15 protein-coding genes are annotated in these 20283 nt (G+C 72.2%); 6 read left to right on the top strand and 9 right to left on the bottom strand.

Annotated elements, in window-relative coordinates:
* The first annotated feature begins 221 nt into the window (after window positions 1-221).
* Window positions 222-1223 (top strand): porphobilinogen synthase, encoded by a 1002-nt coding sequence (gene hemB / locus OTB20_RS24370; protein ID WP_267820599.1) that lies wholly within the window; start codon window positions 222-224, stop codon window positions 1221-1223.
* Window positions 1224-1272: 49 nt separating this feature from the next.
* Here hemB and OTB20_RS24365 read toward each other — a convergent pair whose 3' ends face one another.
* The 8 genes from OTB20_RS24365 to OTB20_RS24330 are packed head-to-tail and all read right to left on the bottom strand — an operon-like array spanning window position 1273 to window position 8453.
* On the bottom strand, window positions 1273-1587 hold the full coding sequence (locus tag OTB20_RS24365) for a hypothetical protein (protein WP_267820597.1): 315 nt from the start codon (window positions 1585-1587) through the stop codon (window positions 1273-1275).
* On the bottom strand, window positions 1584-2186 hold the full coding sequence (locus OTB20_RS24360) for a serine O-acetyltransferase (protein WP_267820595.1): 603 nt from the start codon (window positions 2184-2186) through the stop codon (window positions 1584-1586). Before OTB20_RS24360 ends, OTB20_RS24365 begins: the two co-directional genes overlap by 4 nt.
* A 14-nt stretch (window positions 2187-2200) precedes the next feature.
* On the bottom strand, window positions 2201-3145 hold the full coding sequence (locus OTB20_RS24355) for an isopenicillin N synthase family dioxygenase (RefSeq protein ID WP_267820593.1): 945 nt from the start codon (window positions 3143-3145) through the stop codon (window positions 2201-2203).
* A 30-nt stretch (window positions 3146-3175) separates the two neighbouring features.
* Window positions 3176-3892 (bottom strand): class I SAM-dependent methyltransferase, encoded by a 717-nt coding sequence (locus tag OTB20_RS24350; RefSeq protein ID WP_267820591.1) that lies wholly within the window; start codon window positions 3890-3892, stop codon window positions 3176-3178.
* The gene (locus tag OTB20_RS24345; protein WP_267820589.1) at window positions 3876-4970 is read right to left on the bottom strand and encodes a pyridoxal-phosphate dependent enzyme; all 1095 of its coding nucleotides are present in this window, start codon (window positions 4968-4970) and stop codon (window positions 3876-3878) included. The genes OTB20_RS24350 and OTB20_RS24345 overlap by 17 nt, the downstream gene beginning before the upstream one ends.
* Window positions 4967-5944 carry a formylglycine-generating enzyme family protein gene (locus tag OTB20_RS24340; RefSeq protein WP_267820587.1) on the bottom strand — a complete coding sequence of 326 codons (978 nt, stop codon included), beginning with the start codon at window positions 5942-5944 and terminating at the stop codon, window positions 4967-4969. Before OTB20_RS24340 ends, OTB20_RS24345 begins: the two co-directional genes overlap by 4 nt.
* On the bottom strand, window positions 5941-6588 hold the full coding sequence (locus OTB20_RS24335; protein WP_267820585.1) for a GTP cyclohydrolase II: 648 nt from the start codon (window positions 6586-6588) through the stop codon (window positions 5941-5943). Before OTB20_RS24335 ends, OTB20_RS24340 begins: the two co-directional genes overlap by 4 nt.
* The gene (locus OTB20_RS24330; RefSeq protein WP_267820583.1) at window positions 6585-8453 is read right to left on the bottom strand and encodes a WD40 repeat domain-containing protein; all 1869 of its coding nucleotides are present in this window, start codon (window positions 8451-8453) and stop codon (window positions 6585-6587) included. Before OTB20_RS24330 ends, OTB20_RS24335 begins: the two co-directional genes overlap by 4 nt.
* A 399-nt stretch (window positions 8454-8852) precedes the next feature.
* Here OTB20_RS24330 and OTB20_RS24325 point away from each other — a divergent pair, with 399 nt between their 5' ends.
* The 4 genes from OTB20_RS24325 to OTB20_RS24310 all read left to right on the top strand — a co-directional run bounded on the left by OTB20_RS24325 (window position 8853) and on the right by OTB20_RS24310 (window position 15560).
* Window positions 8853-12233: an ATP-grasp domain-containing protein gene (locus tag OTB20_RS24325; protein WP_267820581.1), complete on the top strand. Its 3381-nt coding sequence runs from the start codon at window positions 8853-8855 to the stop codon at window positions 12231-12233.
* Window positions 12230-12835, top strand: coding sequence for an NADPH-dependent FMN reductase (locus OTB20_RS24320; RefSeq protein WP_267820579.1), 606 nt, complete (start codon window positions 12230-12232; stop codon window positions 12833-12835). Before OTB20_RS24325 ends, OTB20_RS24320 begins: the two co-directional genes overlap by 4 nt.
* A 150-nt stretch (window positions 12836-12985) precedes the next feature.
* Complete coding sequence (locus OTB20_RS24315; RefSeq protein ID WP_267820577.1) at window positions 12986-14323, top strand: ATP-grasp domain-containing protein; 1338 nt, start codon at window positions 12986-12988, stop codon at window positions 14321-14323.
* Window positions 14324-14369: 46 nt separating this feature from the next.
* Complete coding sequence (locus OTB20_RS24310; RefSeq protein WP_267820576.1) at window positions 14370-15560, top strand: MFS transporter; 1191 nt, start codon at window positions 14370-14372, stop codon at window positions 15558-15560.
* 78 nt (window positions 15561-15638) lie between these two features.
* On the opposite strand, the gene OTB20_RS24305 is transcribed toward OTB20_RS24310, so the two are convergent.
* The gene (locus tag OTB20_RS24305; protein WP_420716479.1) at window positions 15639-16817 is read right to left on the bottom strand and encodes an IS701 family transposase; all 1179 of its coding nucleotides are present in this window, start codon (window positions 16815-16817) and stop codon (window positions 15639-15641) included.
* Window positions 16818-17161: 344 nt separating this feature from the next.
* Between OTB20_RS24305 and OTB20_RS24300 the strand changes: the two genes are divergently transcribed.
* Window positions 17162-20275, top strand: a complete 3114-nt coding sequence (locus OTB20_RS24300; protein WP_267820572.1) for an AfsR/SARP family transcriptional regulator — start codon at window positions 17162-17164, stop codon at window positions 20273-20275.
* The last annotated feature ends 8 nt before the right edge of the window (window positions 20276-20283 follow it).

Genomic DNA, 20283 nt, shown 5'->3' with positions numbered 1-20283 from the left:
GGCGCCGGAAACCGGGCGGGTGGGCCCGGTGGGGCCCGGGTTCGAGGACGACCACCGTGTTTGCGCCCATGGGAAGTGGTCCTGGCGCAAGCGTGGGGGCGACCGCCGGCGGTCGCACGGCCGGGCCATGGGGGGAGGGCGCCCCGGTGCGCCGGAACACTGGCGGTGGCGGCCTAGGCTGGGGCCCGACTGTTCTCGATGCTCGAAGAGGCGACTTGAAGATGAGCGCGTACGGATCCTTCCCCGGCTCGCGGCCCCGCCGGCTGCGCACCACCCCGGCGATGCGGCGGATGGTCGCGGAGAACCGGCTGCACCCCTCGGACCTGATCCTCCCGGCGTTCGTACGGGAGGGCATCAGCGAGCCGATCGCCATCTCGGCGATGCCGGGCGTGGTCCAGCACACCCGGGACACGCTGCGGAAGGCCGCCGTCGAGGCGGTCGAGGCGGGCGTCGCCGGGATCATGCTGTTCGGTGTCCCGGCCGACGAGAACAAGGACGCGCGGGGGACGGCGGGCACCGAGCCCGACGGGATCCTGCAGGTCGCGATCCGTGACGTGAAGGCGGAGGTCGGGGACGACCTGGTCATCATGTCCGACCTGTGCCTCGACGAGTACACGGACCACGGCCACTGCGGGGTCCTGGACGAGCACGGTCGCGTGGACAACGACGCGACGCTGGAGCGCTACGCGGAGATGGCGCAGGTCCAGGCCGACGCGGGTGTCCACGTGGTCGGGCCGAGCGGGATGATGGACGGCCAGGTCGGCGTGGTCCGCGACGCGCTGGACGAGACCGGGCACGAGGACGTGTCGATCCTGGCCTACACGGCGAAGTACACCTCCGCCTTCTACGGTCCCTTCCGCGAGGCCGTCGGTTCCTCGCTCCAGGGCGACCGCAAGACGTACCAGCAGGACCCGGCGAACGGCCGGGAGTCGCTGCGCGAGCTCGCCCTCGACCTCGAGGAGGGCGCGGACATGGTGATGGTCAAGCCGGCCGGCCCCTACCTCGACATCCTGTACCGGGTCGCGCAGGCCGTGGACGTCCCAGTGGCCGCCTACCAGATCAGCGGCGAGTTCGCGATGATCGAGGCGGCTGCGGAGAAGGGCTGGATCGAGCGCGAGCGGGCCATCCTGGAGACCCTCCTCGGCATCAAGAGGGCGGGCGCGGACACGATCCTGACGTACTGGGCGACCGAGGTCGCCGGCTGGCTGCGCGAGACCCGCTGACCGGCGCCGCCCCGCGGTCACGGGGCGGCCGCCGGCCGCGGGGCGGGCCTCAGGCGCGGCGGTTGACCGCCGAGAGCAGGGCCTGGGCCGAGGCCAGGCCGGCGGTGTCGCGCTCCGTCGCCGCCAGGCTGTAGGTGATCTCGGCGAGCAGGACCGAGAGGCGGCCGTCGTTGACCCGGGTCAGCGGCTCGGAACCCTCCCACGTGGCCTCGCGCACGGCGTTCTCGGTGAGACAGCCGAGGGGGGTGGAGGCGGTCAGCAGCCGGTCGGTGATGCTGCGTTCCAGGTCGGTGGGGACCCAGGCACCGCTGTCGAGGTCCTTGACGAGGTCGAGGGTGTGCCGGCGGAGGGCGGTCGGGGTCATGGGGAGCCGTACTTTCTTGTCGTGTTGCTCGTCGTGGAGAGTGCCCGGATCGTTGGGATCCGGCTCGTTCTGCCGGGGGCCGGGACGTCCTTGAGGATCAGGGAGTGGGCGCGTATCCGGCTGCCGTCGGCGATGGTGACCGGGCCGAGGACGGAGGCGCCGACGCCGATGAGGACGTCGTTGCCGACGACGGGGTGGCGGCGCGCGTCGGCCCTGCCCGTGTGGGACCAGCCGCGCGATCCGAGGGTGACCCCGTGGTACAGCGTCACGTCGTCGCCGACCCGGGCGGTTTCGCCGATGACGACGCCGAAGCCGTGGTCGATGAAGGCCCGGCGGCCGATCCGCGCGCCGGGGTGGATCTCCATCCCGGAGAGCAGCCGGCCGAGGAGCGTGAGCAGGCCGGCGGCCAGCCGGTGCCCGCGTACGTGGAGCCGGTGCGCCACCCGGTGGAGGGTCAGCCCGTGCCAGGGGGCGTGCAGCAGGGCGTCGCGCCGGCGCGGGCGGGAGGGGTCGCGGGCGACGACCGCGTCCAGGTCCTCGCGGATCTGCCGGAGGAGGGGGATCCGTGAGGGGTCGGTGGGGGCCGTGGACCCGCTCACGGTGCGGAAGCCGCTCACGGCCGGGCCGCCGGTGCCCGCTGGGAGTCCAGCCGGTTGATCCGGTACATCGTGCGCTGGAACAGGTCCTGGGCGGTCAGCGCCGGGTAGCGCTCCGGTTCCCGGTCCCCGGGGTGGCCGCGGAGCGCGGAGAGGACGGTCCACGGAGTGGGATGGCAGAACTGCACGATGGACAGCCGGCCGCCGCTCTGGCCCGGTGCGGCGACGACCCGGTGGACGGCGGCCCGGGCGAGGCCGCCGGTGAGCCGTTCCAGGACCATGCCGACGTTGAGCACCGCGTACCCCTCGGGCACCTCGACCGGGGTCCAGGCACCGTCGATGAGTACGTCGAGTCCGGCGGCGGTGGCCCGGGGCAGGGCGGTGATCAGGTCGAAGTCCTGGTGCTCCACCATCCAGACGTGGTCGTCGGAGGGTGCCTGTTCCATCGGCGGGTACCAGGTGGCCCGGTTGACGACGGGGCCGTCCTCTAGCATCTCCTCGAAGTAGCCGGGGGCCGCGCCGAGCGCCCCGGCTATCCGGCGCAGGACGTCGAGCTGGAACCGGGCCATCCGGGCGTGGAGTTCACCGAGGGTGGCGCCGATCCCCGGGACCAGGTGGTCGGGGAAGCAGGGCTGGGGGTACCGCGCGGGGTAGCGCTCCCGCAGCGGGTGGGCGTCGGGCAGCGGGGCACCCCAGTGGAACAGCTCCTTCCAGTCGGGGGTGCGGCCCTTCTCGCCCTGTTCGACGAGGGGCGGGAGGTACCCGGACTGGCCGTTGGAGCCGGGCACCCCGCAGGCGGCCTTGACGTCCGCGGGCAGCTCGAAGAACGTGCCGAGCAGGCCGTACGCCTCGTCGAGCAGGGTGTCCGGCACGGTGTTGCGGACCAGGAAGAATCCGTCGCGCAGGGCGGCGCGGACGTGCTGGTCGCCGCCGCTGGTGCCGAGTGCGATCTCCTTGAGCATCGCCGGGTCTCCTCTCTCCTCCCGCGCCGCTCAGACCGCGGCGAAGGACAGGGTCAGGTACTTGAGCCGGTGGCCCTCGTACTCGAAGTGACGGTCGATCTCCAGGCGGCCGGTGGCGCGGAACCCGCACGCTTCGTAGAGCTCGGTCACGAGGTCCTCGGTGAGCCACCAGTTCAGGCGCCCGTCCGCGAGCGGGTGCGGGGTGATCTCCCCGTCGGGGCTGAGGAAGACGCTCACCACCCACACGCCGCCCGGCCGCAGCATCTTGCGGCCGTGCTCCACCCAGCCGGCCCAGTCCTCGCGGCGCTGGTGGTGCAGGCAGCCGTTGTCGACGAGCAGGTCGAGGCCCTCGGCCTCGAAGCCGAGGAAGTCGCCCTGGTGGAAGCGGGTCGAGCCGTGCGCGACTTGCGGGGTGTCCCAGACGTCGAGCAGGTCGAGGCCGGTGACGTCGGCGTCCAGCCATTCGGCGAGGGAGGCCGTCTGCAGGCCGCGGCCGCAGCCGATGTCCAGGACCCGGGCCGGGCCGGCGCCCGGCTCCGTCTTGTCGGTGGGGGCGGCCGCGATCGTGAAGTGCGTGACGCGGTCGTTGGTGACCGCGCCCGACCAGGAGTCCCGGTTGTCCTTGTACCACTGCTTGAAGGAGTCGCGGACGATCTCGCGGTAGCCGCAGTAGTTGCGCTCCGCCGCCTCCGCGTCCGCGGCGCTGTGGCCGGTCACTCCTGCGCGCGTGTCAGTTTCCTGCGGCATGCTCCCACTCCTCGATTGTTCCGCGGCTTGCGACGACCGCGACTGCGTTGCGCCCTGACGGGCCTTGGTCGACTTCCGCGGAGGCCGTGAGCCAGGCGCCCGCGCCGCTGCCGGAGACGGAGATCCCGTGCTCGCGGCGCAGGTGGCGCATGGCGTCGAGGGCCTGCGGATAGGCGACGGTGGTGTAGCTGAAGTAGCCCTCCGGGAACGCGGAGAGCAGGGGCTGGCGGATACCGTGGCCCAGCCCTCCCGTACCGCTCATCCGGCGGGCGCCGTCGGGGGCGCGCTCGTCGCCGTACACGGCTTCCGAAGGGAAGACGGCGACGGGGCGGCAGTGCGGCCAGGCGCCGGCCATGGCCAGCGCGGTGCCGGCCAGGCTGCTGCCGGTGCCGACGCCCGCGGCCAGGACGACCGGTTCGATGCCGTAGCCGGAGAGCTGGCCGATGATTTCCGCGCCCGTGTGCTCGCGGTGCATGGCGGCGCTCTCGGCCGCGCAGTGCTGGAGCAGCAGGTGGCGGTCCTCGCGTTCGGCGACGCGGACGGCTTCGTCCATCGAGCCGAGGAAGCCGGTGCCCTCGCGGCCGACGGTGACCCGGGCGCCCTGTCGGCGCAGAGCGGTTTGCAGTCGCTCGGAGACGCCGTAGGGGACCACCAGGTGCAGGTCCAGGCCGAGGTGTCCGCACATCTCGGCCAGGGCGATGGCGAGGCTGCCGCCCGAGTACTCGGTCAGGCGCAGCTCGGGGGTGCCGGCCGAGGCCACGGCTCCGCACAACAGGGCGTATGCGGTACGGGACTTGACCGAGCCGGCGGCGTTGGAGGCCTCCGCCTTGAGCCAGACGCGGCCCCGTCCGGCCCGGCTGGGGACCGGGACGAGCGGGGTGTCGCCGATGCCGTGGCGCAGTGCGGCCAGTGCCGGCAGCAGCCGGTGTGCCTCGGCCTCCAGCGGTGCGAAGGGCTTGTCGAGGTCGGCCCGGGCGGGGGCCCGGTCGGCCAGGACGCGGCTGATGTCCTCGAAGCCCGGGGCGACGGCGGGCACCGCCCCTGGGCGGACGGTGGCCGTCATGACGGTGGTCGTCATACGGGGCGCTCGCTGGTGGCCAGGCGGAACCCGACGGGGTACAGCGGTCCGGGGAAGGCTCCGTGGCGGCGCCGGGTGCGGGTCAGGTCGCCGAAGCGGGAGAAGGATCCGCCGCGGGCGATCCGGTAGGTGCCCATCGTCTCCACCAGGTGGTCGGCGACGTAGGGGCCGTCCGGGTAGGGGGTGTAGTCGTCGGCGGTGAACTCCTCGACGTTGCCGCCCATGTCGTGGGCGCCGTACGGGGAGCGGCCGGCCGGGAAGGCGCCGACGGGGGTGGTCGTGTGCACGCCGGACTCGCGGGTGTTGGCCGCCTCCGGGTCGAAGCCGCCCGGCCAGGGGTAGGGCAGGCCGTCGGGGCCCTTGGCGGCGTGCTCCCACTCGGCTTCGGCCGGCAGGCGCCACGGGTGTCCGGTGCGGCCGCTGAGCCAGGCGGCGTAGGCGTCGGCGTGCTGCGGGTCGATGCCGGCGACGGGGTGGTTGGCGCGGTCCCAGGGGTAGGCGCCCAGGTACCAGGTGGTGGGGCGCTCCTCCAGGCCGGTGTCGGCGAGGAACTCGCGGTACTCGCCGTTGGTCACCGGGTAGGTGGCGATCCAGAAGTCGGCGAGGTCCACGGTGTGCTCGGGGCACTCCTTGAGGATCCAGGACTCCTCCACGCCCACGTGTGCCCAGGCGTTGGTGACGTAACCGGCCTCGTGCTCGGGCAGCCCGATGCGGACGGTGCCGCCGGGTACGTAGGACGTGGCCGGTCCCGCTCCGGTGGCGGGGGAGGGGATGCGGGGGTCGCCGATGAGGCCGAGGACCGTACCGGCGGCGAGGCGGTCGGCCGCCGGCAGCTCCGGGTTCTCGACGGCGGCGGCGAGCTCCTCGGGGGTGGTGCCGGGCAGCTGCGGGGGGTGCACCCGGCCGGGGTCGGCGAGGTCGGTGTGTTGCTGGAAGTGCGGGGACGTGTCCAGGTCTTCGAGTTTCAGTGTCATGCCGCGACCTCCTGAAGCAGCGCGAGGGTGTGGCCGCCGAGTTCGGCCTTGGCGGACAGGTAGCGGGCGTTCTCCGAGGTGAGGTGCACGCCGGTGGGGACGACCCCGGTGATCTCGATGCCGTGCGCACGCAACTCCCGTACCTTGTCCGGGTTGTTGGTGAGCAGGCGGATCCGGGTCAGGCCGAGGACGTGCAGCATCGCGGCGGCGGCCGTGTAGTCGCGTTCGTCGTCGCCGCGGCCGATCATGCGGTTCGCGGCGAAGGTGTCGTAGTCCTGCGACTGGAGGACGTAGGTGTCGAGCTTGTTGTAGAGGCCGATGCCGCGGCCTTCCTGGCGCAGGTACAGGACGGCGCCGCCATGGTCGCCGATGTGGCTCAAGGCCTCGTCGAGCTGGGGGCCGCAGTCGCAGCGGGCCGAGCCGAGGACGTCCCCGGTCAGGCATTCGCTGTGCAGCCGCACCAGCGGCGCCTCGGTCTCCTGGGGGCCGACCGGTACGACGATCGCGAAGTGCTCGCCGGGGTCGGGCAGGTGGTGGAAGGTGATGAGTTCGGCGCTGCGGTCCCGTACCCGCGAGAGCGTGACGGGAACGCGGGCCCGGACCGTCGCCGGGACGGCTTGAGGGTCGCCGGTCGAGGGCTTCATGCGGCCACCTGCTTCCGGTCCGCGCTCAGCGCGATGTCGTCGATGTGGAGGGAGTGCTCGATGCGGGCGGCGCCTTCGGCGTCCGCGCCGACGATGACGATCCGGCCGTCCCAGCCGGCGACGGCGACGCGGCCGTCGGCGAGCTGGAGCATGCAGGACAGGCCCTGCGTGAACTCGGCGAGGACGCGGCCGGAGGCGAGGGTGCCCGCCGAGTCGGCCCAGTCGACCTGCCAGGAGTAGAGGTGGAAGTCGTACGAGCCGGCGAGGACCGTCGGCCGTCGGGTGTCGCCCAGCAGCGCCACGCACTTGACGGACTCGTCGGAGCCGAGCAGCGTCTGCAGCGACTCGGTGCGCCGGCCGCCATCCTCGGTACGCAGGACCAGGCCGACCTTGACGGTGTGGTCGCGGGAGGCGCTGGCGACGGCGGAGTCGTGCGGGCCGTGCAGGCCGGCCACCGCGTTGACGAGGTTGCCGTGCTCCCACAGCTTGGTGCGGCCGCGCAGGCCACCGGCCTCGATGGTGCGGTCGGTGGCGGCGGAGAGGAAACCGCCTTCCGGCAGCGCGGCAAGGGACTTCACCGAACCGCCGTGGGCCTCGATGCGCTCCTCGAGCCGGAGGGTGACCGGGTCCAGGACGAGGAACTCGCCGTTGTAGGTGCCGGCGACGAGCCGGCCCCCGTCGACGGTGAGGGAGGGGATCGGCGCGCCGAGGCGCTCGCTGTACGTGCGGGCGCCGTCGTAGCGGATGACCTGGCCGGAGTAGGTGCCGGCGTAGATCGTGTCGCCGTCGGTGGCGAGGGACAGGATCGGGCCGTCGGTCAGCTCGATCGAGGTGGCCCGCGACTGCGTGCCGTCCTCGATGCGTACGGCGAAGACGGTGCCGCAGTCCCCGCCGACGAGCAGCTCGTCGCCGCGGGCGGCCAGGGCGTTGGGGCCGTGGGTGGCGCGGTCGGGGCCGGACAGCTCGCCGGCGCTCCCCATGTCGTACAGGTGCGGGGCGTTGCGGAAGGACCCGGCGGCGACCAGGCCCTGTGCGGCTGAGACGGAGCGCGGCCACACCCGGAGGTCGGCGACGGTGTGCAGCCGTTCGCCGGACCGGTCGAACCAGTGCAGGGAGCCGTCGTAGGCGCCGACGACGAAGGCGGAGTCGTCCTCGGCCCAGTCGACGGCGCGGGCGGCGGAAGTGGAGACCTCGACGGTCAGTACGAGGTCCAGCTCGCGGCTGAGCAGGTCGACGGAACCGTCGTCGCGGGCCACGGCGAGGAGGTCGCCGGCCCGGGACCAGGCGCAGCCCTCGATCGAGGAGTCGTAGTGGCGCTTGCGCGGCACGAAGGAGCCGGACGCGGGGTCGCTGACGGCGACCAGGCCGTCCTCGCCGACGGTGGCGGCCAGGCCTTCGGCGCTGACGGAGACCATCATGCAGTGGGCCTCGTGCGAGCCGACCTCGGTGAGGAAGGTGCCGTCGAGGACGGACCACATGGTGGCGCGGCCGTCCTCGGAGACGCAGATCAGCCGCTCGCCGTCGGGCAGCCAGGCGACCGAGTTGATGTCGTCGGTGTGCCGGGCCAGGACGTTGACCAGGGTGGCCTGGCCTTCCAGGGGGACGCGCCAGATGCCGACCGTCTTGTCGGCCGAGGCCGTCGCGAGGAGGGTCGGATCGGCGGGGTTCCAGGCCGAGGAGTTGACGAGCCGGCGGTGCCGGAGGGTCGCCGTCTCGGTGGGCCGCGCGGGGTCGCACGTATTCCAGACGATCACCGTTCCGTCGTAGGAACAGGTAGCGAGGCGGGAACCGTCCGGACTGAAGGCCACGTGGGTGATCGGGGCCGAATGTCCGGTACCGGATTTCGGAATGGAGATGGTACGCACGCTGGCTCTGTCCTTTCTTCAGGTACCTGGGAAGGCCGTGTCAGCGAGGTGTGTGTCCAGTTTTCTGATCTGCAGGCTAGAGGGGCCGGAAAAACTCGGCAACGCGTGGTACTGCAATGTGGGAAGTTGTCGAACCTGACATATTCGCGTTCTTCTGATTGACAGATCGACCCAGGTCAGAAGGTGTGGCAGCGGGATCCGGGCGGGAACGAAACGGGAACGAACCGGTAATGGTCCGGGAAGATGTGATGGAGTGAGCGGCGGTATTCCCTTACGGCTTGCCCCGAACTCCGGTCCCCCTTGATGCTGCGGTATAAGAAGAGGACTCAAGGGGCTGAGCACATGCATGTTGTTCTGCTGGAGACGTCATACGTCAGAGGATTTGATGTCGTTGCGGAGATGGCCGACGACGGGGTCGAGGTCAGCTTCGTCACGGCACGCCTGGACGCTTACCGCGCCAATCCCGGCTTCGACCTCATCGAACGGGCCGCGCGGGTGGTGGAGGTGCCGGACCTGGCCGACTGCCAGGACCTGACCGCCCTGCTGCGCGGCAGGCTCGGCCCCACCCCCGTCGACGGCGTGATCTGCCGCGACGACACCCTCCCGTACGCCGCGGCGCAGTTCGCCCGTGACCTGGGCCTGCCCCACGAGTCGCTGGAGGCGGCGCGGCTGCTCGGCGACAAGTCGGCCGTACGGGAACGACTCGGGAAGGCCGGTATCGGCAGCCTGCGCTGGCGCCGGGCGGTCACCGAGGAGGAGGGCCTGGCCGCGGTCGACGAGATCGGGCTGCCCTGCGTGGTCAAGCCGGCGGTCGGCGGCCGCTACTCGGTCGGGGTCACCGTGGCCTGGACCCGGGAGCAGGCCGCCGAGGCGCTGACCGGGCTGCTCGGCGCCCCCGTCCCGGCCGGGCGGCACGGCGACGAGCGGTCGGCCCTGGTCGAGGAGTACGCCGTCGGCCGCCACATCAGCGCCGAACTGCTGGTCCAGGACGGGCGTACGGTTCTGCTCGGCTTCGGCGAGCGCATCGCGACGGCGCCCGGCACGACGGCCGAGCTGGGCGGGCACTTCCCGGCCCGTTTCGAAGGCATGGGCGCGGCACGGCGGTTCGTCCTGGACGCGGTCGAGGCACTGGGAATCCGGGCGAGCGCGCTCCACGTGGAGCTGCTGATGACGCCGACGGGACCCGAGCTGATCGAGGTGAACGGCCGGATCGCCGGGCACGTGGTGGTCCGGCAGATGGCGCTGGCACTGGACCGGTCCATCAGCCGGGACCTGGTGGCGCTCGCCACCGGCAAGCCGGTCGAGGACGCGGCGCCGCCGGTGGCGACCGTGGCCCTGCAGGCGCTGTGGAGCCGGGCCGAGGGCATCGTGCACGGTACGGTTCCCGCCCTGGCGGAGCTGCCCGTCGGGGTGATCGACTGCGAGGTGACCGCCGGCCCGGGTGACCGGGTGCCGGCGCTGGTCACCAACCACGACCGGTACGGGTACCTGATGGTGCGCGGCGCCGACCAGGCGTCGGCCGTACGGGTCGCCGCGGAGGCGGCGGACCGGGTGCGGGAGTCGCTGCGTGTCGAGCCGGTCGCCTCCGGTGGCGGGGCGGAGCGGGATTCCGCGGGTGGCGAGCACGTGGTCCTGCTGTTGGGCGGGGACGACCCGGTCGACCGGATCGTGGCCGCGGCGGGAGCGGTGACCGGGCGGCTGACGGTGCTGCGGCGCGACGAGCTCACCTTCGACGCGGTGCGGACGGCGTTCCTGGCGGCGCACGACCGCCACCCGGTGGCCGGGGTCCTGTCCTGGTCGGGTGAGTACGAGCGCGAGGCGCGGAAGCTGCGCGCACTGGCCGCCGCCGATGGCGCCCGCCCGCTCGGCGCAGGCGGGCCGGATTTCGGCGAACGTGATGAACACGGCGCGCACGGCGCGGAGTTCGGCGATGAGTTCCTTGAGGAGCTCGCCTTCGTCAGCGACCCCGTGCACACCGTGCTGGCCGTCGCCGGTGGCGGGCGGGTGGACGTACTCGCCGCGATCGACGAGAGCTGCGACCAGGCCGCCGACGACTCCGGGAGCGAGCGCCGCCTGGTCGCCGGCCCGGTGCCCGCGGGGCTCCTCGCCCGGGCCGAGGCCGCCGTACGCGCCGCCGGGACCGAAGGGCCCGTCCGGGTCGTGTTCGGGGCGCGGGGCGCGGATCCGCTGGTGGTGTCCGGCTTCGACCGGGAGGTCCTCGACCTCTACGACGCCGCCCACCGGCGGAGTCTGGTGACGGCGGTGGCCGAGAGCGCCCTGGGCCGGCCCGTCCGCGCGGACCTGCCCGACGGTGCACGGGTCGCCATCCAGCGCCACGTCCCCTCGGAACCCGGCCGTTTCCGCATCGTCGCCGCGACCGGCGTCGAAGACCTGTACGACTGGCCCGAGTTGGCGCAGGCACGGACTCCGCTGCGCCCGGGCGTCATCCACACCGGACCGGTCCCGCGGCTGGAGTACACCGTGGCGGGGCCGAGCACCGCGCACGCCGAGCAGGCGGCCGCCCGGATCGAGCGCTCGCTGACGTGGAAGACCGAACCGGCCGACCGGACGCACGTCCTGGTGCTGGACCGGATCGGCCCCCGGGTGTGGACCCGCGACGACGGCACGCCGCTGCTGGACCCGGACCGCTTCCGGGTCAGCGTCCTGAGCTCGTCCGCCGACGGCGCCGCCGCGGGCACGGCCGACTTCGCCTCGCGGACGGACGTGTTCGACCAGGATTCCGTACGGGTCCTGGCGGGCGCGGTGCACGCGCTGCACCCGGTGGACCGGGTCGCCACCGTCTCCGAACGTCTGCTGGAGCCGGCCGCCGAACTGCGGACCCTGTTCGGGACGTCCGGCAGCGACCCGGCCACGGCCCGCAAGTTCGTGGACAAGGCGGTGATGAAGCGCATCGCCCGCCGGGCCGGTATCCGCACCGCGGACGGACACCTCGTCCACACCCCCGAGGACGTCGTCGACCTCTTCGAACGGCACGGCAGGGTCGTGGTCAAGCCGCGCGACGGATCCGGTTCGTACGGGGTGTCGGTGCTCACCGACGCCGCGCAGGTCGAGCGGTGGGTTCGCGAGGAGTTCAGCCCCGGAAGCCACCTGTGCGAGGGGTTCGTGGCCGGCGACATGTGCCACATCGACGCCGTCGTCTACGACGGTGACGTGATCTGGGACGTGTCCCGCTACGAGACCGACACCCTGGCGGTCTCCCGCCAGGTACCGCTGTCCTCCATCACGGTCGCCGACCCCGCCGTGCGCGCGGCCGCCCGCGAACTGCTCGGCCAGGTCATCGACGCCTGGCACGTCAGTGCCGGGGTGCTGCACCTGGAGGCGTTCGTGGACGAGTCCGGGGCCTTCACCTTCTGCGAAGTGGCCGGACGTCCGGGCGGTGCGGGCATCGGGCAGGCGTTCCGGGCTACCACCGGCGTCGACCTCGCCCACGCCAAGATCCTCACCGACGTGGGCATGGATCCGAGGAGCGGGCGCATCGAGCCGGTGGGCGCGTACGCGGGCTGGACCGTGCACTTCACGACGGGCGGCGTGCTGCTGGACTTCGACGACTCGGCGGTGGCGCGGGACGCGTACTTCCGATCCGTCCCCTACCGGATCGGGGACGTGGTTCCCATCCCGAAGTTCTCGGGAACCGGAGCCAGTACCTACGTCTTCGCCTCGGACTCGCACGCCGAGGTCAAACGGCTGGTCGCCCTGGCCGAGCGCGAGGTGCGCCTGGTACTCGGGCCGCCGGCGGGATCCGCGAGGGCCGGCCAGTGATCCTCGGAATCCTCGGCAGCGCCGCCCGGGGCTCGGTTTCGCGCCGGGTCCTGGAGCTGGCCGCCACTCGCATCCGGGCGACCGGAACGGCGTACGAACTCCTCGACCTGAGCGTGGAGTTCACCGATCGGCACCGGATCGACGACTACGAGAACCCGCCGCCGGGCAGCCAGACCGCCAGGCTCCGGGCCCGGATCGCCGAGTCGAGCGGAGTCGTCCTGGCCACGCCGGTCTACCACGGTTCGTACAGCGGACTGCTCAAGAGCGCCCTTGACCACCTCACCGGCCAGTCGCTGGCCGACCGGCCCGTGGGGCTGATCTCCGCGGGCGGCGGGCCGCGCGGCGCGGGGACCGCCTGCGACCAGATGCGGTCGGTGGTCCGGGCGCTCGGCGGCTGGGCCGTACCCACCCATGTGGCCTCCACCGGAGGGGACTTCGCCCCCGGGCTGCCGCTGGAGGGGCTGCACGAGCGGATGGACGACCTGGTGGCCGAACTGCTCTCGTTCCGCTCCACCCGCCGCGTCTCGTCCGTCCCGGCGCACGACCCCCGGTGGGCGCCGGAGCACCTGTCGTGCTGCTCGCCCACCCTCATCTGCCACTGAAGCTCCAGAAGTGCCCCCAGTACCGCAAGTGCTCCAGCTGCTCCAAGTGCTCCAAGTGTTCTGAGTGTTCTGAGCGCCCTTGGTGCCCCTAGTGCCCTTGGCGCCCGCAGTCTCCGAAGCCCCGAAGCCCGTCACCAGAAAGGACGCGCCATGACCTCACGCACCGCCCGCCCGTCCGCCGAGGCCACCGATCAGCCGCACCTGCTGCTGATCTCAGGCATCGGCGGCCACGCGCCCGCCCCGGCGCTCGACTCCCTCTCCCGCGTCAGCACGACGGTCTCCGTCGTCCACCTCTCGGCCTGGGGCGACCCGGAGCCGGTGCGCGCCGACTGGGCCGCGCGGGGGCTGGGCGGGGAGTTCCTGACCGCGGCCGACCTCGACGGGGCCGTCACCGCCGGCCTCGCCCTGCACGGGCGGCGCCCGCTCGAGGGGATCGTCACGTACTCGGAGCTGCTGCTGCGCCCGCAGGCCGAACTCGCCGAGCGCCTGGGGCTGCCGGGGAACTCCCCGGAGGCGGTGACCATCGCCCAGTCCAAGTTCCGGCAGCGGCAGGTCTTCGCCGAACACGGGGTTCCCTCACCGAAGTTCGCGGAACTGCGCGGGGAAGGGGACCTGGGAGAGGCGGCCCGGCGGATCGGTTTCCCGGCCGTCTTCAAGCCCTCGCTGGGCGCGGGCAGCCAGAGCGTGCGGCTGGTGCACACCTACGAGGAGCTGCTCGCGGCCTACCGGGACGGCCGGGCCGCGGTGTCGGCGTTCCTGCAGAGCGAAGACGTCTTCCTACTGGAGGAGCGGCTGGAGCTGGAGGCAGAGGGGGAGACCGGCTGGGCGGCGTACTGCAGCGTGGAATCGCTGCTCGCCGCCGGGGAGCGCCACCACCTGGTCGTCTCCGACCGGCTGGCGCTGCACCACGGCTACGCCGAGGAGGGTTCGTCGATGCCGTCGAGGCTGGACGCCGCCACCCAGGCGGCCGCCGTCGAGTGCGCGGACCGGGCGATCGTCGCGATCGGGCTGACCACCGGGGCCGTGCACACGGAGATCGCGCTGACCCCGCAGGGGCCGCGCGTGATCGAGGTCAATGCCCGGGCGGGCGGACCGATGCCGATCCTGTTCGAGGTCTCCGCGGGCTACGACTACGCCGCGCAGATCGGCCGCAGCGCGCTGGGGCTCGCACCGGACTCGGAACCGGACTTCGGCCGGGCCGCGCTGATGCGGATGGTGCCGATCCCGGCAGGGGAGTGGCGGGTGGTCGCGCAGACCCCGAAGGAGGAGCTGCTGGCGGCCTTCCCCGAACTGGTCTACGTGGCACCGCGGTTCGGGCCCGGCCAGCAGGTGAGCCGGAACCGGACGCTGCACCTGGCGACCTTCATGCTCGGCGCGCCGACGCCGGAGGAGGCCCGGGAACGGGCCTGCCGGATCGAGCGGGCCCTCGGCATCGAACTCGTGGAGGCCGCACAGCCGCCCGCGACGAGCACGGCCACGGCGGCCTGAGCCGGGCGGCCGCAACCCCCTCACCCACGACGTTGGGATCGCTCTCATGAAGAAACGCTTCTATGCCACCGGGCTCGCGGACGCCGTCGGGCTCGGCATGTACCTCTCCCTGTCCGTCCTCTTCTTCGACAAGGCCGTCCACCTGCCCAACGCCCAGATCGGGCTGGTGCTCGGCGTCGCGGGCATCACTTCGCTGCTGGGCGCCATGCCCATCGCGCGGGCCGCCGAGCGCTTCGGTACCCGCACGATGCTGACCCTCCTGTACCTGGTGCGCGCCGCCGCCTTCCTGGCGCTGTCCGTGTCCACCACGTTCGTAGCCGCTCTGCTCGCCTCGGCCGTGGCCGGGCTGCTGAGCCGGGGCATCAGTCCGCTCATCGAGTCGGGACTGATCGCCCGGGCCGGCAACGAGGAGGCGGTCGGGTCGCTCGCCCGGCTCCGGTCGCTGCGCAACGCGGGCATGGCAGCCGGTGCACTGCCTTCCGGCGCGGCCATCGCGATCGGCGAGGCCTGGGCCTACCAGGCGGTGCTGGCGCTCTCCGCCGTCCTGTTCCTCGTGTGCGCCGCCGTCTGCCGCACCTTCGACGACAGCGGGCACACCGCGCAGGGCGGGGTCTCGCGCGCCAGCGTCCTACGCGACCGGGCCTTCCTCCGGATCACCGCCCTGTACGGGGCCCTGACCATGTCGGCGCTCGTCCTCGGACTCGGCGTCCCGCTGTGGGTGGTCCAGGAGACCCAGGCTCCCGCTTGGACGGTCACCCTCGTCCAGGTCCTCAACACCGCCCTCGTCGTCGCCTTGCAGGTCCGTATCAGCAAGGGCTCGGAGGACTTCGGCGCCGCCCGAAGGATGATGCGCCGCGGCGGACTGCTGTCGGCGCTGGCCGCGCTCTTCGTACCGCTGACGGCGTTCGGCGGCGCGGCCACGGACCTGGCCCTGGTGGTCGCGGCCGCACTGCTGTTCTCCGTCGGGGAGATGTACGTCATCGCCGGCACCACCGGCGCCGCCCTGCTGCACATCCCCGAGGGCCGCAAGCCCGCCTACCTCGCCGCCTTCAACCTCGGATTCGCCGTCACCACCGTGGTGGGGCCGCCGCTCATCACCGCTTCCGTCGGCTTGGCCGGCTGGGGCTGGCTGGGCTGGGGGGTCTACTTCACCGCCGTGGGCCTGGTCGCAATGCGGGTACCGGCTCCCCCGCAGGCTGACGCCAAGGCGACGCACACCATCGGAGCCGCCGCGTGAGGCGGGGCGAGGCGGCATGGGGGCGGGCCCCGAACAGCCCCCTCTGCGCGGCGCACCGGCACCCTCGTACGACACGCCTCAGCCTGCCTGCGGCTGCTGCCGGTTCCCGGACGGAGTGCCGGACGAAGCCGCCGCCCGATTGCGCGATGCGGCGTGGCCGGCGCCGATCGCGACGGTGTGGGCGGCCGACGCGAGAGTGAGGTGGCGGTGCCAGCCCTGGAAGGAGCGGCCGGCGAAGTCGCGCAGGCCGGCCTGCTCACCGGTGGCGGCGCTGTCGAGGGCCGTCCGGTGGGTGAGCTTGGCCATCCGGGTCAGCCCGTCGAGCGAGGTGCTGGTGAGGTCCGTGAGCCAGAAATCGCTCGGCGGGCCGCTGGGGTTGGTCCACTCGCCCATCAGCAGCCACTGCTGGGGCCCGGAGGCCGACCGGCGGGCCTGCGGCAGCTCGACGCGTATGCCCGCGACCAGGCTGTTGCGGACGACCGGTGTGCCGGTGGCGGCGTCCAGCCATTCGACGGGCCGGCGCAGTCCGCGGATGTGCTGGAGCATGTCGGCTACCGGGATGGGGCCCGCTCCGTATCCGGGCATGGCTGTGTCGGCCACCCGCAGCTGGTCCATGGGACGCAGCCGGGCGATGACGGGTACGCCAGCGGCGTGGAAGCGGCTGAGCATGGCGCTGCTGACGAAGTCACGGGAGGGGATGACCACCGGGCGGGCCTCGACATCCCAGTCGAGCACCTCCAGGGCGGCCGCCGCGGCGCTCTCGCCCGGGGACTTCTCCTCCACCCAGTCGGGGATGTTGGCCTGGCGGCGCTTGTCCTCGTCCTGGAGCCAGGAGGAGGAGAGGGACAGGCTCCAGTTCACGGGGGCGCTCATCGCCTCCGAGGCCATCCACAGGCCGAAGGAGTGCTGGCCGTGGACGGAATGCCCCAGCTCGGGGACGAACCGGCGGTCGATGCCCACCGACCGCTCGCCGGCCTTCTGGATCGGCATGGACTGGATGACCCAGGCCTTCGGCCGGACCATGCGCTCCACGTACTGGGCAAGGGCCGCACGCATCGGAGACCAGTCCCAGGTGGACTCGCTGATGAAGTGGTGCAACGACTGCTCGGTGCCCACCCCGCCGACGACTCCCGCCAGATTGCGTATGGACTTGCGTCCTTCCGCGGACAGCAGGCCGCGCAGGTACTGCTCGCCGCGGGCACGCTGGTCGCTGCGGCGCAGCGAAGCGAAGAGCGCCGGGCCGAGCTCCGAGACCAAGGCTTCCGTCATCCGGGCCCGATGCTCCGCCATGGTGGAGGGGCTCGCCGCGGGCGGGGCAGTCGGTGGAGCCGACTGCGCCGAGGGCGTGGTGATCTGCGCTTGATAGGCGCTGTGCGCGGTGGCCGGCCGAGTGCCGGAATGGTTTGCCGCACGGCGAACAGTCCGGTGTCCGCTGCCGAGTCCGAATGTTTTCATCTCTGCTCCCGAGTCCGAGTCAGGTGGTCACTCTCGGCTTCGGTGTTCCTGGTTCGTTCCCGATCCGGTACCTCGGGCTGGTACCGGCGGGGAATCTAGGAATAATGGTGTGGACCAGGGCGTATTGAGGGACGGACAAGGTCGGCATGTCGAATTTGTTGGGGAGCGATGTTCGGTTCAACATCCTGGGACCGCTGGAGGGGTGGGCGGGAGAAGCAAGAATCAGACTTAGCGGACAAATTCATGAGAGAGTCCTGGTTACTCTCTTGCTCGAACCGGGAGGCGTCGTCCCCGTTGTCCGCCTTGTCGAGGCGGTCTGGGACGAGGAACCGCCGGTAACCGCTTCTCATCAGGTGCGCAAAGCCGTCGCGGACCTTCGGCGCCGGATTCCTGACGGCGGGCGACTGATCATCACCGACGGTCCCGGGTACCGGGCGGAGGTGGGCGCCAGCCAGCTCGACCTGCACGAGTTCCTGGCGCACATCCAGGAGGCCCGGCAGTCCGCCGCCGCGGGCCGCACCCGGGAAGCGGCGGACAGCCTGCGCGCGGCCCTGGCGGTATGGCGCGGCCCGGTGCTGTCGGGAGCCGGCGGCTCGGTGGTGCAGTCGGCGGCCGCGGTGCTGGAGGAGCGTCGGCTGGCAGCGGCCGAGCAGCTCGCCGAAATGCGCCTGGCGCTGGGTGAGGCCGGGGAGGTCATCGGGGACCTGCGGACCCTCATCGCGCAGCACCCGTTGCGCGAGACGCTGCGCGGCCAGCTGATGCTGGCCCTGTACCGATCGGGGCGCCAGGCGGACGCCCTGGCGGAGTACGGACAGGTCCGCGAGCTGCTCGTCGAGGAACTCGGCATCGACCCGAGCGTGCAGCTCACCAAGATGTACGAGAGCATCCTGCGCGCCTCTCCGGAACTGACCGGCCCGGACGCCGTGTCGGTGCGGTTCGCCCATGCCGAGGTCCAGCCGGGGGCGCAGGCCGCGGACGCGGAGGGGGAGGTGGACGCCGACGGCACCGGCCGGGTGACCGGGGCGGCCCGGGACCGCGGGGCGTCCGCGCCCTGCACCCTTCCGCCCGGCCTTTCCGACTTCACCGGCCGCGAGCGCGAGCTGGCCGCGGTCATCGAGGCCTGCCGCCGCGAGGCGGGCGACGGTCAGCGCGTCGTGGCGATCGACGGCATGGGCGGGGCCGGCAAGACCTCGCTGGCGGTGCGCGCGGCGCACCAGCTGGCGGACCAGTACCCGGACGGCCAGCTCCACGTCGACCTGCGCGGATTCACGCCGGGTGAGGAGCCGATCGGTCCGTGTACCACCATCAGCGGCCTGCTGCGAGTGCTCGGCGTGCCTGCCGACAGCATCCCGGATGACGAGCAGGGCCGGATCGGGCTGTGGCGCGCCACCTTGACGGGCCGGCGCTTGCTGCTCCTGCTCGACAATGCCTTCGACGCCGGTCAGGTGCTGCCCCTGCTGCCGTCCTCGTCGGAGTCGCTGATGCTGGTCACCAGCCGGGGCCGGCTCCTCGACCTCGACGGCGCGCAGTGGATCTCCCTCGGTGTGATGCCGCCCGAGGAGAGCCGCGCGATGCTCACCGAAGTGCTCGGTGACGACCGCGCCTCCAAGGAGCCCGAGGCCGCGGCCGAACTGGCCGAGCTCTGTGGCCATCTGCCGCTGGCGCTGCGCCTGGCGGTGGCCCGTCTGCGCAACCGCCCCCGGTGGACCGTCCGCTATCTGGTGGACCGGCTGGACGACGAGACGCGCCGGCTGGACGAGCTCAGTGCGGGCGAGCGCAGTGTGGCGGCGACCCTGAACCTGTCGTACCGGGCGATGGAGGAGGAACTGCAGACAGCCTTCTGCCGCCTGGGTCTTCATCCAGGTGTGGAGGTCGATGTCTACTCGGTCGCGGTGCTGCTGGAGACGGGGATTCGCGATGCGGAGGACATGCTTGAGGACCTCCTCGACATGCACCTGCTGGTGCAGAACGAGCCGGGACTGTACGCCTTCCACGACTTGGTGCGGACCTACGCGCTCTCGCTCGGGGACGGAAGACAGGGCGAAACGGGCCGTGAGGCCGCCGGACGACTACTCGTCTACTACGCGGCGGCCACTGAGGCCGCGTGCGAGCTGCTGTTCCCCACCCGACGCAAGATGGATCTCGCTCTGCTGAGGTTCGAGTGTGCTCTTCCTTCGATGCGCCACGAGGACCGGACGTTGGAATGGTTCGACAGGGAGTCTGCGGGCATTCAGACCCTGCTGGCCCAAGTCGCCGAAGAGGGGGCCCCCGAGCAGGTGTTCGTCCTGGCTCGGAACGCTTCCTTCCATCTCAACATCCGTGGTCGGCACTCCGAGTTCGAAGCGGTCTGCAGGGCCGGTCTGGTGGCGACGCGGAGCATGGGCGACTACCAGCTCATCTCCCGGACCCTCAACAACCTCGGGGTGGCCCGCTGGAAGCTCGGCCGGTTCGCCGAGGCGGTGGAGGCGGCGGAGGAGGCGCTCGACTGGACCCTGAAGTCCGGCGATGTGGCGGACCAGGAAGCCAATCTGGGACTGCTCGGGCTCGTCCACTACGCGTTGGGAAACCTGGAGCGGTCGTACGACTACATCATGGAGGCCTCCAAGGTGGCCGAGGGGCGGGGTGGCAACCGGCTGCAGCATCAGGGGCTGGAGGACTTGAACACGCTGGTCTCGGTGTGCACCTCGCTCGGCCGCCACGAAGAGGCGGCCGACTCCGCTCGGCGTGCGATCGAGCGGTGCCGGGAAATCCATGCCCCGGACGAGGAGCTCGTCTCGTGGACGGGTCTGGCCTTGGCGCAGTGCGGCATGGGTGAGTTCGAGGAGGCCGCGGTGAGTCTGACGCGTGCACTGTCCCTGGCGAGCCCCTCGCGCGGCCCGGAGAACCGCCTGCTGGCATTCGCTGTTGCGGCGGACGTGTACGACCGGCTCGGTGACGAGCAGAAGGCGCAGGAGTACGAAGCCCGGGCCCTGGAACTGATCACCCCGGCGACCCCGCCGCAGCGCCATTCCAGGGCGGCGAACTTCCTGGCGTTCACGCACAGCCGCCATGGCCGGCCCGAAGAGGCGATGCGGCTGCACGAGCGGGCCCTGGTCTTTGCGGAGAACGCGGGGTACCGGATCGAGGTGGCCCATGCTCTGAACGGGATGGCGTCGGCAGCCGAGCAGCTGGAGCGTCCGGTCGCGGACGAGTACCGAAAGCAGGCTGACGCGCACTTCGAGGCGATGGGAGTGCCGCCGCACGGCCGTCGGGTCGTCTGACCCTCCGT

Origin of the sequence: Streptomyces sp. H27-H1 (genome assembly GCF_026627445.1) — a bacterium.
In the GTDB taxonomy this organism is placed as follows: Bacteria; Actinomycetota; Actinomycetes; order Streptomycetales; family Streptomycetaceae; genus Streptomyces.
The sequence above is the reverse complement of the archived record's forward strand: the minus strand, read 5'-3'. Positions and strand labels throughout refer to the sequence as shown.